This is a genomic window from Marinobacter sp. SS5-14b, assembly GCF_030541005.1.
Taxonomy (GTDB): domain Bacteria; phylum Pseudomonadota; class Gammaproteobacteria; order Pseudomonadales; family Oleiphilaceae; genus Marinobacter.
The window spans coordinates 828,522-840,518 of record NZ_JASSVM010000001.1 but is presented as its reverse complement, the minus strand read 5'-3'; the positions used below and the strand labels follow the sequence as shown (position 1 = coordinate 840,518).

The window sequence follows — 11,997 nt, the reverse complement described above, 5'->3', positions numbered from 1 at the left end:
CCCTATATTGATGCGAGAACGCTGATGCATGGGCAGAGCAGCGAAGTTTCATTGCGCCAATTCGAGGTAGCCTACTGGCCATGAATTCACTTATCCCTCCAGAGAGTTTTATAGATCTGTTGCTGGATGCCGTTTGTGTGGTCGATCGTGAGGGCCAGGTTTTATATGTCAGCGCGGCCAGTGAGCGGGTTTTTGGTTATCGGCCGCAGGACATGGTTGGTCAGCCTATTCTGGGTTTTGTCCACCCAGAGGACCAACAGAAAACACGCGCAGCGATAATGGAAATTGTACAGGGTGAACTGAAGCCTCATTTCGAAAACCGCTACCTTCACAAGAACGGCTCTGTGGTTCATATCATGTGGTCTGCCCGCTGGTCGGATGATAAACAGGTTCGTGTGGCAGTAGCACGAGACGTAACTATCCGAAAACAGGCAGAGGCCATGCAATCCGCGATGTATGCCATTTCAGAAGCCGCGAACAGCGCTACCAGTTTACAGGCTATGCTACGGCGTATTCACGGTGTGGTTGATGAGTTGTTAGTCGCGCCGGCCTTTGTCGTCGCCTTGAAAGACGCCACCAGCGGTGCAATGACGGTTCTCTATAACGCTGACCGATTGGAAAACGAAAGCTTTGCCTTTGCCTCCGATGCCACTGCGCTGTGTGAGCGGGTGGCTCGGTCCGCCCGGCTGGAGTTGGTGCAACCCGATTGCTTGGGTGTTCCGCTGCTAACACCGGAGGGTGTTTCCGGAGCGCTTCTGGTGCAAAGACATGCCGGATCCAGCCACTTCAGTGACCGCGATGGAGATTTGCTCGAATTCGTTGGTGAGCAGGTTGCAGCTGCTGTTGCCCGTAAACAAATGCACTCACAGCTGGAGTATATGGCCCGTCATGACCAGTTGACTGGCTTGCCAAACCGCCACCTGGTGATGGACCGGATTGAAACTGCGCTGGCAAGGGCGGCCCGGGAAAAGAGCTATCTCGCGATCCTTTACCTGGATGTCGACAAATTCAAAGAGGTTAACGATACCTACGGTCATGGTGCTGGCGACGACGTTCTGGAACTCATTGCCCGCCGTCTGGTTCAGTCTGTGAGGGCATCGGACACGGTAGGCAGGCTGGGTGGCGATGAGTTCATCGTGCTGTTGGATGGGCTTAATCACGAGGATGACGTGGCTGGTATTGTGGAAAAAATAGCCACCTCCTTACGTGAACCCTGTGTGTTGTCTGCTGCAACGCTGAACCTGGTCCCGAGTATTGGCGTCGCCGTGTACCCGGAGCACGGCAGTGATGTTGATACCTTGATTCGTTATGCGGATGGCGCGATGTATCGAGTGAAGAAGAGCAGGACCGGTTGAATTACTTATAAAGCGATTTCAGCAATGTTGCCGCCTCTATTTCCTGGCATCCTGAAGCGTTCTGGCCTGACCAAAGTGGGCTGAAATCGCCCAGGCCTTTTGCTTCTGCAGCTGCTCGCAGCGGAGCCAGGGCGGAAGACGCTAACGGGAACTCGGGAGCGGACGCCGACATCGGGCCAAGTTCCCGGATGATACGGTTCATAATGCCTCGCGCGGCACCGCCGGAGAACAGATTAGTGATGACAGTGTGTGCGGCGCCGACCTTCAGTGCATCCCGGTGAACGGGCCTGGTGTTGGCTTCAGGGCAAAGCATAAACGCGGTTCCGATCTGCACACCGGCGGCGCCCAGATCTAACGCAGCCATCACACCCCTGGCGTCGGCAATCCCACCTGCGGCAATCACAGGAATGTACAATGCTTTGACCATTTGGGGTACCAGCGCGAAGGTGCCCATCTGTTTCGATAGATCGGTGCTGAGGAAGTGCCCCCGGTGCCCACCAGCTTCAAGCCCCTGAGCAATCACCCCATCGGCACCGTGTTGCTGAAGCCACAATGCTTCCTCTAGCGTGGTCGCGGTGGAAAGTACTTTTGCGCCCGTGGCTTTAACTCGGTTCAGCAAGGGGGCTTCCGGCAGACCGAAATGAAAGCTAACCACCGCTGGCCTGAACTCTTCAACCAAGGCAGCGGTTTCAGCATTAAACGGTGTTCTGCCGGCACCGGTAGCGATGCTGGCAGGGTCAATGTCAAACTCCCGATAGTATGGCGCAAGCGATTGCTGCCACGCTTGCTCGCGCTGCGGGTTCGGGGTTGGTGGGGTGTGGGCAAAGAAATTGAGATTGACGGGTTTGTGGGTGCCCGACTTGATTGCAGAAAGTTCGGAGCGAAGCTCGTCCGGGCTCAGCATGGCGCAGGGCAGCGAGCCTAACCCGCCAGCGTTCGAGACGGCAATTGCCATTGCGCTGCCTTGTATGCCGGCCATCGGCGCCTGAATGATAGGTGCTTCAATACCTAATACGTCGTGAATAAGCATGAGTCGTCAGAATCCTCTGCTGCTGGCGGTTAGTTCATGCAGAGCTTACTAAACTCCGGGCTGGCTTGCAGTAGCGGGGCAGGGCTTTGGGTGAGTATCTTCAGTTGGCTGGCGTTGTGCGGGGAAGTACTAGAAAAGTTATGGTCAGAAACGCAAAAAGGCAGCCGAAGCTGCCTTTTTATAACGCGTTTGGGCTGTTATTTACAGACCAACTACGTTTTCCGCCTGAGGACCTTTCTGGCCCTGAGTAACGGTGAACTCAACCTGCTGGCCTTCTGCCAGAGTCTTGAAGCCGCCGCCCTGGATGGCGCTGTAGTGAACAAAAACGTCCGGGCCGCTTTCGCGAGTAATAAAGCCAAAACCTTTGGATTCGTTGAAAAACTTAACAGTACCGGTAACAGTTGACATAGATATAATCCTGAACTCAATCATTTTAATGTGCCGTCTGAGCATCTTGGTGATGACAGATCAGCGGGTGTGCGGAAACAAAAAACTTGCGTGATCAAAAACAGGACGATGCACTACTGAAAACAACAGGTATCGGTCTTATTGATGAATGCATTGCTAAATCTTTCCAACGACCGCCACTTTACTCCTCCCGTTCGGGAATGCAAAGCGATTTTTTGTAAGCACTAACCGAGGGCCGGCAATAGCGATAGCCAGCCTTTGTAAAGGTTTCGCAAAACGCCCTGGTTGTACTTCTTTTTAGTTTGCTTCTTATTTATCGTTTCGGCTCGACTGGGCACCCGGAGAGCTACTCAATGGCATCAACAAACCACCCCCTGCGGCGATGGCCAAAATGGCCAGCCGGTATTCTGTTCGTGGTGCTGGTCGCCACGAGTGGCTGGTGGTACTTCGAAAACGCAAACAAAGCGGCGGCCCCACTCAATACCGTGGAGGTGACCCGTGGCGACATTCAGCAACTGGTCAGCGCTACCGGAGTGTTGGAGCCCAGTAACTATGTGGATGTGGGTGCTCAGGTTTCCGGCCAGGTCGATATCATCCATGTGCGCGTTGGACAGGCCGTAGCGGAGGGGCAGCTTCTGGTGGAAATTGACCCTACCGTTTATATGGCAAAGGTCGATGCAACCCGTGCTCAGCTTAAAAACCAGCAAGCTCAAATCGACGACCGTAAAGCCCAGCTGAAACTCGCAGGCATTCAGTTTCAGCGCCAGCAGAATCTGTTTGGCGAAGACGCCACCACGCGGGAGGCTCTGCAAATGGCCGAAGCCTCACTCGCCTCCGCCAAAGCTCAGCTGGCCATGCTTGAGGCTCAGATTGAGCAAACCTCATCAACCTTGCGGGCAGAGGAAGCAAACCTCAGCTATGCCCGTATTTATGCACCGATGAACGGAACCGTTGTGTCGATCGAGGCTCGCGAAGGCCAGACTTTGAACGCCAGCCAGACCGCGCCCCTCCTTATGCGCATCGCGGATCTCGCCACGATGAGGGTTCGTGCACAGGTCTCAGAGGCTGACATCAGCAAGCTTGAGCCGGGAATGAAGGTGTATTTCACAACCCTGGGTGACCCGGACAAGAAGCTCTTTGGCGAGCTGGATTACATTGAGCCTACGCCAGAGGTGACCAACAATGTGGTGCTTTATAACGCACTGTTTGAGGTCAACAACGAACGTGGCAGTTTGTTGCCCAATATGACAGCTCAGGTGTTTTTCGTTCAGCACGAGGCGCTCGGTGTCCTCAGGGTACCGGTATCAACCGTTCAGGGCGGTAAGGTTCAGGTTCTGAATGCGTCGGGCCAGCCTGAGGCACGAGACGTACAGACCGGGGTAAGCGACCGCGTTCATTCTGAAGTGCTTGCCGGGCTTGAAGAGGGTGACGAGGTGGTTCTCGTTCCGCGGAACCCACGTGCTGGCAGCAGCAGTCCCAATTTCAGGGGCATGTTGAGATGACGCAACCCACTCCGTTGATTGACCTGCGGGGCATTACCCGTTCATTCGGGGAAGGGGAGCTGGCGGTGCCGGTTCTGAAAGGCATCGACCTGGAGATCTATCCGGGAGAATTCGTCGCCATCATGGGTCCGTCCGGGTCTGGTAAATCAACACTGATGAACATCCTTGGCTGCCTGGATCAGGCGACGGCGGGTCAGTACTGGTTTGATGGCAGAGACGTCTCTGCCCTGAGTCGTGACGAGTTGGCGCTTTTACGCCGGGAGGCTTTCGGGTTTGTCTTCCAGAGTTACAACCTGTTGCCAGGTATGACGGCGCAGGAAAACGTTGAAATCCCAGCCATCTATGCCGGAATGGCCCAGGCCCGTCGGCGGACACGCGCCAACCAGCTACTGACAGAGCTCGGCCTGGGCGATCGGCTGACACACCGGCCGACTCAGCTATCCGGTGGGCAGCAGCAGCGGGTATCGATTGCCCGGGCGCTCATGAATGGTGGTCAGGTCATTTTCGCGGACGAGCCGACGGGAGCTCTCGACAGCAAAAGCAGCCGGGAAGTCATCCGTTTACTGACCGAACTCTCGGACAAAGGCCACACGGTGGTGCTGATCACTCACGACCAGGATGTTGCAGATGTGGCTCGGCGGCAGATTCATATTGCCGACGGCGAAATTGTCAAAGACACAGGCGTTGATCGTGCTGCAACGCAGGTCTTTCCGCGGGTACAAAATAACCACAATGCAGCCTTGTGGAGTGACTGGCAGGAGGCTTTGAAAAGCGCCTTGCGTTCGTTGCGCAGCAATTTATTTCGCACGGCTCTGACGCTGCTCGGCATTGTCATAGGTGTTGCGTCGGTGATCACAATGTTGGCCATCGGCGAGGGGGCCAGGAAAGATGTGGTTGACCGCATCAGCACCATGGGCAGCGATCTGCTATTGGTTCGTCCCGGCGGGCCGGATCAGCGGGGCGGGCGCTGGTCGGTCACTACCTTGGTGCCTGAGGATTATCGTTCAATCAATGAGATAGAGGGTGTTCTTGCGGCAATACCTGAACTAACCGGGGGCCAGACTCTGCGCTATTCGAACCGGGATCACCAAGCCGAAATAAACGCCACCTCTTTCCAGTTTCCGGTGGCTCGGCAGTGGCCGATGGCCGAAGGAACCTTCTTCAGTCAACAGGATGAGGCGAATTACGCCGCCGTTGCCGTATTGGGGAAGACCAGTGCGGACGCTCTGTTCCCGGGAGAAAGCCCCTTGGGCAAGCACCTGATGGTCAATGCGGTGCTGTTCCAGGTCATCGGCGTTATGGCTGAAAAAGGGGCCTCTCCCATGGGTCAGGACCAGGACGACGTTGTTTTTGTCCCTTACACTACCGGCAGCCTGCGCATATTCGGCCAGACCCACCTACGAAATATTACCGTCGCAGTCGCTGATATTGACCGCATGAGTGAAGTTGAAGCCATTATTCATGAAACATTGATGGCTCGCCATGGCGGGGTTGAAGACTTCACCATCCGCAACATGGCCTCGTTGATCGACACCATTTCTGAAACCCAGAATACGTTGACCTGGCTGCTGGGATCTATTGCTGCTATTTCGCTTCTTGTAGGGGGGATCGGCGTGATGAATATCATGCTGGTCAGCGTAACCGAGCGTACCCGAGAAATCGGCATCCGCATGGCAACCGGTGCCCGTGCTTGGAACATCCTTCAGCAGTTTCTTACGGAGGCCTGGCTGGTGTCTGCCATCGGCGGTCTGATTGGCGTCGTATTGGGCATTGGCGCCACTCAATTGATTGCTTCGTTCGGTACCCCCGTATACATGACCATTACGCCGATGGTGCTGGCATTCAGCTGTGCCTTCGCCACTGGACTGATATTCGGTTTTTTGCCAGCCCGCAAAGCGGCCCATCTGGACCCTGTCCATGCCTTGGCTTCGGAGTAACATGATGACCTTTCGTTTGTTTGCATTGGTTCCCGTGCTGCTTTTGACCGGCTGCGCCACGTTCACACCGGAACCGATTGACCTGCCGATTGAGCCACCCCCTCAATGGCAAATCGTTGTCGATCAGGGTCGTGCGGTAGACCGGCTCTGGTGGCAATCATTCGAGGACCCCCAGCTGAACCGGTTGATTGACCAGGGGCTTGAGGCGAACCCAAGCCTTGCGGCTGCGGCGCAATCCGTCATTCAGGCGGATTTGCAGCTACGAAATGCCGGGGCAGCCTTGCTACCTTCGCTGGGTGCGTCTGCCAGCACCGGCAAGCAGACCTCCTGGGTTCCGGGTCAGGACAGGGTGACCAGCGGGTCTACAAGCGCAGGTTTGTCTGTGGACTATGAGTTGGATCTTTGGGGTCGCCTATCTGCAGCAGAGGGTGCCGCACTGGCCGGTTTTCAGGCGACAGAGTTCGATTACCAGGCTGCTCGTATTACCCTGGTAGCGTCCATTGCCAGTACCTGGTTTGAGTGGTTGGAGCTTCAGCAGCGCGTTGAGGTTGCCCGAAGCAACCTTGAGCTTGGCGAACGAACCCTGACACTGGTCGATGCCCGTTATCGGAATGGGGCAGCCAGCCGGGCCGAGCTTGTGCGCCAGCAAACCTCGGTGTTGAGCCTGCGCAGTGCTGTGCCGCCGCTGGAATACCAGGCCCGTCAACGATTAGCGGCACTGCGAGTGCTTACCGGCCTTTATCCGTTTGAAGGCAAGCAACCTGAGGCGAATATCGCTCAGGTTTCAATACCGACGATCAACCCGGACACCCCAGCGGATATGATTGTGCGCCGCCCCGATTTGGCCGCTCATGAAGCCAGGCTTGTGGCGGCCAGTGCGGATGTTGACCAGGCCAGATCGGCGCTGCTCCCCTCTGTTTCGCTGAGTGCTGCAGCGCGGCTATCCGCGGATGGCGCTTTAAGCCTGGCCGACCCGGTTCGCAGTGTGAGTGGTTTGCTTGGGCTCAGCCAGGTGTTGTTTGACGGCGACCAGCGTAAAAACGCCATTGCTGTTTCCGAGTCTCGTCGGATTGCGTTGCTGGAAAGTTATCGCGGCAGCCTGCTGACGGCGTTTCAGGAAGTGGGCGATGCGCTGGACCGCGCCGCGCTCTATGAGCAACAAGAGCAGCGGCTGCAGGGGATTCTCCGCCAGGCAGAGGAAACGCTGAGGCTCACCGACGTACGTTATCGGGAAGGCGCAGACGAACTGTCGACCCTGCTCGAAAGCCAGCTCAGCGTATTCAATGTACGCCAGCAGCTCAGCCAGGTACGCCTCAACCGCCTGATTGCCGCCGTTGATCTTTACCGGGCGCTTGGCGGCGGCTGGCAGCGCGCCGATGGGCCGACCGTTACAGCGCAGGCTGCGGAATAGCACCTCCGACCAGAAAGTCGGTTTGGCTGAAATGATGAACCTGCTTCTGGCCATCCTGAAGCGTCAGGCTCATGGAAACATCGGCGGCGGACGTAGCGACAATCAGTTTCAGGTATGAGCGTGGTGCGGCGTCCCGGAAAGCGCGGGGTGTATACAGCGCAATATTCAAGCCCTCCAAGCCGTTCGGCGCATGCCAGGGCTGTTGGTAAAGCCCGGCCTGCAGAGCTCTGGCTGACAGAAACTGAAATACCTCGACACCGCTGTGGCGCATGTCTGTGCCAAGCGCCTGGGTTTCCCGGTAACTGACGGGGTCTGTGAGTGCTGGGTGCAGGTCTTGCCATTGATCGGCCTGAAGCCGGACGCCATGCTCCGAACGAAACCGGGCGCTGAACAAGGTGTGTAAGGTGGTAAGCGGGCGCTTGAAGGGCTCCGATACATGGCTGGTAAACACAAAGCGGTAGTAGGCGAGTTCAGCGAGAGCGGTTGGAATGGTCATGGCACCGTAAAACAGGCTGGGCTCAAAAGGTCGACCGAACCGCGAGCCATGCTTTAGCGGCGGATACCGAAAAGGCGTGGCCAGCAGATAGTGGAGTGTGCCGGCTGCCTGGGGCAGGGGCGGTTTGTTACTTTCAAGTAACTGCTCCAACCGTGCCTGCTCCTGCATATTGTCGACGATTCTTGTGGTTGCAATGTCTTCCTGGCTTTCAACCACTCGCAGAAGAATACCCTGCAAGCCACTGACAGAGCGTTCGATTCGTTCCTTGTAATTCAAATTCTTCCCCGCATCGCGTCGAGATAGTGCAACACCCGAACCAGCCCTTCCGTTGACTGAATAAGGTCTCTGGGTGTCGCCTGAAAATAATGATTTGGCGTATTCAACCAATGCGCCATGGCCTCACCGTCTCCTCCGGTCAGAGCATACACACTGCGATACAGGCGGATAACCAGAAGCGCGAGTTCGCCGGACTTGCTGGCGGGATCGATGCCGTCACGAGTAAGACCGCTGCGATTGCGGCCAACCACGGTGGCAATCTCAGTTTGTGGAAGGCCGAATGCTTTGGCGGCATTCAGCAAGGCTTTGGCGAGCAGCGCTTTATCACTGGTTGTCGGTGCAAGGTTGGCAGGCTGCGTCATGGCTGAGCTCCAAGTGTTATTTTTCATCATTATAGCTATATTTGACGAAAATTCACCATGGTTACCTGGGGTAGCCGGTGATGCTTCTTATACGCCGGTACAGTGGCTGCAGCCGGCTGTACATTTTGAGGTACACCTCGGAATACAGCTTTTCGTAGAGCTCCCTGGCGTCGGGCGATGGCTCAAACACCTGGCCTACGCGGGTCATGGCTTGCACTGCGGTTTCAAAATCCGGGTGCAACCCTAGTCCAACGGCAGCGTCAATGGCCGCGCCAAGGCCTGAGGTTTCGTAGGTGTGGGGTCGCTCTGTGGGCAGCCCGAATATATCGGCGGTTAACTGCATGGCGGCGTCACTTTGGGAGCCACCTCCTGCGACTCGCAACCGGTGAATACGTTGACCATTACGTTTTTCGATACGTTCTTTACCTTCTCTCAGCGCATAAGCCAAGCCTTCCAGTATGGCGCGGTAGATGTGGGCGCGGGTGTGTACATCACCAAAACCGATGATCGAACCTTTGGCTTCCGGCCCTGGCTGCCTGACGCCCGGGCTCCAATAGGGTTGCAGCATGAGCCCCATCGATCCCGGCGGTACAGAATTCACCAGTTCATCAAACAAGGCCTCGGCTTCGATGCCTTGTTGTTCAGCAATTCGCTGTTCCCTGAGTCCGAACTCCTGTTTGAACCAGCTGACCATCCAGAAGCCACGGTAAATCATCACTTCAGTGGAATAGTGGCCGGGCAGTGCCGAAGGAAAGGGTGGCATGAAGCGGGCCGGTTCCACGTACCGTTTGTTCGTGGTGTTGATGGTGGCGGTCGTGCCATAGCTCATACAGGCTGTGTCGGGCGTGAGGCCACCAGAGCCCAGAATCTCGCAGGCTTTATCGGACGCGGCGGCCAGTACCGGCAGGCCCGGTGGTAACCCCAGGTGCGCAGCGGCCTCGGGCAGTAGCTCACCCAGCCTGCCACCCGGCATGACCAGTTCAGGCAGCATGCTGCGTGTTACCGGCATCACCTGCCATTTAAAATCACGGGGGCTGGCCCATTGCTGCTTTTTATAATCAAACGGTAAGTAGCCAACCTGGCTGCCAGTTGAGTCACGGTATTCGCCGGTCAGCCGGTAATTCAGGTAGCCGGATAACAGCAAGTACTTGTGGGTATTCGCCCAGATCGTTGGCTGGTTCTGGGCGATCCAGTTGGCCTGGGTTTTCTCCCGGAAGCGCTGAACGGTATCTTCGACTCGTAACAGCTTGAACAGCAGGCCCCAGTGGCCCTTAAGGGGGCCGTCAAGCTTCGCGTGGCGCTGATCCAGCCAGATGATTGCCGGCCTCAAAGGTAGACCGTCTTTGTCCAGATTCACGACGGTACCGCGTTGAGTGGTTACCGTTACCCCGGCAACCTGATCGGGGCGAGCAGTTGTGTTCTGCCATAGGGCCTGACAGGCCGTCCCGAGGTTTTGCCAGAAATAGTCCGGGTGTTGCTCGGCCCAGCCTGGTTGTTGTGAAAAATACGGTTCTATTTCCTGCTTGCCTTTGCCTACCAGGTTACCCTGTTTGTCGAACAGCAAGGCCCGGATACTTTGGGTGCCGTTGTCAATGGCCAGAATAAGCGGCTCGCCATTCATCTCAGGCTTCTCCGGTTTCGGGCAGGCTGTACGCTTGCTGGTAGAGCTGAAGGTAACGGTGAACTTCCTGTTGCCATTGGTGGTCGCCCCAGCCAAGCACTGGCTGGCAGTGTTCCCGAATGGCGGGAAGCAGATCTTGTGCGCCATTGGGGTAGATGAGACCCAATCGGGTCCGGCGAAGCAACAGGTCATCCAGGTGCACGACTTGTTCACTGCGACAAGCCCACGTCAGCTCCGCCCAAAGTGTTGAGGTATTGCCCACCTGGTCAAAGTGCTCATTCTGGAGCACGGCGGGGAGTTCCGGCCCGTAAAATCCTTTCAATCTACGCCAGTTCAGGTGACTGACAAGCTCGGGCCTGGGAGTGGCAGCGGGTTCGGTGAATACTCGCGATCTTTCGCTTCGCAAAGGCGCAGAATCACCGTTCAACACGGCCAGTAACGCCTCTCGGGCGATCTGGCGAAAGGTCGTCAGTTTGCCGCCGGCTATGCTGATCATCCCTTTGTCATTACGCAGCGCGTGTTCCCGGTTCTCCTTGGAGGGCGCTTTGCCATGGCCATCGGTTACCACGGGGCGCACACCTGCCCAGGTCGAAACAATGTCGCTCGCCTGTATCCTTGCCTCAGGGAACAGATGCCCCGACACGTCCAGCAGGTAAGCGACTTCCGGTTGGGTGATGCAGGGTTCACGGTTCAGGTCAGCTTGATGATCCAGGTCGGTCGTGCCCAGAACCGTGGTTCCGGCCCAGGGGAATGCGAACACCGGGCGCTTGTCCCTCGGATGCATTAGCGAGACCGCACAAGTCACCGGCAGGCGCCGCCAGGGAAGTACCAGATGACTGCCCCTGAGGGGACGAATCGTCAGCGGGTCTGTTGTCGGGCCCTGCTTTTGGAGCTGGTCTGCCCAGGCGCCCGTGGCATTGATAACCCGGGTGGTTTTGATGTGGATGGCGTTTTCTCGGTTGTCACCTTCAGCGACTAGATCAACACCGGAGACCCGGCCATCGCTGTCACGTGTTATTCCGCAGGCGGTCACGTAGTTTATGCACACAGCGCCATCCAGCCGGGCCTCGGCAAGAAGCCGCTGCACCAGCCGTGCGTCGTCGGTCAGGGCATCGGTAAAACTGCTGGCGGCGATCAGGTTATGCTGGGCCAGGCCCGGCGCCCATTGCAGGGTCTGAGCCGGCGTCAGCCGCTGGCGACTGTGGGTTCCGGCCAGGCGGTCATAGAACGACAGCAACAACTGAAACAGCCGGGGGCCGGGAAACTGGCCCTTGTAGTGGGGCATCAGGAACGGCAACGGCTCCACCAGGCCCGGGGCCTCCTCCATGATGCGCTGGCGTTCGCGTACGGCGTCTCGGGTCAGGCCGACCTGGCCGCTGCCCAGATAGCGAAGGCCGCCGTGGACCATTTTCGACGATCGGCTGGACGTACCCCAGGCAAAATCCTTTTGTTCAACCAGCAACGTGCTCAAACCGCTGCCCGCCGCTTCTCTGGCGACCCCCGCACCGGTGATGCCGCCGCCAATCACAACCAGGTCAAACTGCTGGGTACAGCTTTTCAGAGCGCCAAGTATGTCTTGCCGTGTCATAACCACCTCGC

General features: G+C 57.1%; 10 protein-coding genes. 4 read left to right on the top strand and 6 right to left on the bottom strand.

Annotated elements, in window-relative coordinates; genetic code table 11:
• Positions 1-80 precede the first annotated feature (80 nt).
• A complete protein-coding gene (locus QPL95_RS03895; protein ID WP_303289681.1) occupies positions 81-1,355 on the top strand; it encodes a GGDEF domain-containing protein in 1,275 nt (424 codons plus the stop codon).
• Between the two features lies 1 nt (position 1,356).
• On the opposite strand, the gene QPL95_RS03890 is transcribed toward QPL95_RS03895, so the two are convergent.
• Together QPL95_RS03890 and QPL95_RS03885 are read right to left on the bottom strand one after the other, a co-directional pair.
• Positions 1,357-2,385: a nitronate monooxygenase family protein gene (locus QPL95_RS03890; protein ID WP_303289680.1), complete on the bottom strand. Its 1,029-nt coding sequence runs from the start codon at positions 2,383-2,385 to the stop codon at positions 1,357-1,359.
• A 201-nt stretch (positions 2,386-2,586) separates the two neighbouring features.
• Positions 2,587-2,793: a cold-shock protein gene (locus tag QPL95_RS03885; protein WP_303289679.1), complete on the bottom strand. Its 207-nt coding sequence runs from the start codon at positions 2,791-2,793 to the stop codon at positions 2,587-2,589.
• Between the two features lie 353 nt (positions 2,794-3,146).
• Between QPL95_RS03885 and QPL95_RS03880 the strand changes: the two genes are divergently transcribed.
• The 3 genes from QPL95_RS03880 to QPL95_RS03870 are packed head-to-tail and all read left to right on the top strand — an operon-like array spanning position 3,147 to position 7,643.
• The gene (locus QPL95_RS03880) at positions 3,147-4,295 is read left to right on the top strand and encodes an efflux RND transporter periplasmic adaptor subunit (protein ID WP_303289678.1); all 1,149 of its coding nucleotides are present in this window, start codon (positions 3,147-3,149) and stop codon (positions 4,293-4,295) included.
• Positions 4,292-6,232: a MacB family efflux pump subunit gene (locus tag QPL95_RS03875; protein ID WP_303289677.1), complete on the top strand. Its 1,941-nt coding sequence runs from the start codon at positions 4,292-4,294 to the stop codon at positions 6,230-6,232. Before QPL95_RS03880 ends, QPL95_RS03875 begins: the two co-directional genes overlap by 4 nt.
• Before the next feature lies 1 nt (position 6,233).
• Complete coding sequence (locus tag QPL95_RS03870; protein ID WP_303289676.1) at positions 6,234-7,643, top strand: efflux transporter outer membrane subunit; 1,410 nt, start codon at positions 6,234-6,236, stop codon at positions 7,641-7,643.
• On the opposite strand, the gene QPL95_RS03865 is transcribed toward QPL95_RS03870, so the two are convergent.
• The 4 genes from QPL95_RS03865 to QPL95_RS03850 all read right to left on the bottom strand — a co-directional run bounded on the left by QPL95_RS03865 (position 7,621) and on the right by QPL95_RS03850 (position 11,986).
• Positions 7,621-8,415, bottom strand: coding sequence for an RES family NAD+ phosphorylase (locus QPL95_RS03865; protein WP_303289675.1), 795 nt, complete (start codon positions 8,413-8,415; stop codon positions 7,621-7,623). The genes QPL95_RS03870 and QPL95_RS03865 overlap by 23 nt on opposite strands.
• Positions 8,412-8,777: an MbcA/ParS/Xre antitoxin family protein gene (locus tag QPL95_RS03860; protein WP_303289674.1), complete on the bottom strand. Its 366-nt coding sequence runs from the start codon at positions 8,775-8,777 to the stop codon at positions 8,412-8,414. The genes QPL95_RS03865 and QPL95_RS03860 overlap by 4 nt, the downstream gene beginning before the upstream one ends.
• A 61-nt stretch (positions 8,778-8,838) precedes the next feature.
• Positions 8,839-10,398, bottom strand: coding sequence for an FGGY-family carbohydrate kinase (locus QPL95_RS03855; RefSeq protein WP_303289673.1), 1,560 nt, complete (start codon positions 10,396-10,398; stop codon positions 8,839-8,841).
• Position 10,399: 1 nt separating this feature from the next.
• Positions 10,400-11,986, bottom strand: a complete 1,587-nt coding sequence (locus QPL95_RS03850) for a glycerol-3-phosphate dehydrogenase/oxidase (protein WP_303289672.1) — start codon at positions 11,984-11,986, stop codon at positions 10,400-10,402.
• Positions 11,987-11,997 lie beyond the last annotated feature (11 nt).

Bases quoted from the DNA above. Each gene is read 5' to 3' on its own strand.
- QPL95_RS03895 (WP_303289681.1), top strand. From the start codon at position 81: ATGAATTCACTTATCCCTCCAGAGAGTTTTATAGATCTGTTGCTGGAT.
- QPL95_RS03890 (WP_303289680.1), bottom strand. From the start codon at position 2,385: ATGCTTATTCACGACGTATTAGGTATTGAAGCACCTATCATTCAGGCG.
- QPL95_RS03885 (WP_303289679.1), bottom strand. From the start codon at position 2,793: ATGTCAACTGTTACCGGTACTGTTAAGTTTTTCAACGAATCCAAAGGT.
- QPL95_RS03880 (WP_303289678.1), top strand. From the start codon at position 3,147: ATGGCATCAACAAACCACCCCCTGCGGCGATGGCCAAAATGGCCAGCC.
- QPL95_RS03875 (WP_303289677.1), top strand. From the start codon at position 4,292: ATGACGCAACCCACTCCGTTGATTGACCTGCGGGGCATTACCCGTTCA.
- QPL95_RS03870 (WP_303289676.1), top strand. From the start codon at position 6,234: ATGATGACCTTTCGTTTGTTTGCATTGGTTCCCGTGCTGCTTTTGACC.
- QPL95_RS03860 (WP_303289674.1), bottom strand. From the start codon at position 8,777: ATGACGCAGCCTGCCAACCTTGCACCGACAACCAGTGATAAAGCGCTG.
- QPL95_RS03855 (WP_303289673.1), bottom strand. From the start codon at position 10,398: ATGAATGGCGAGCCGCTTATTCTGGCCATTGACAACGGCACCCAAAGT.
- QPL95_RS03850 (WP_303289672.1), bottom strand. From the start codon at position 11,986: ATGACACGGCAAGACATACTTGGCGCTCTGAAAAGCTGTACCCAGCAG.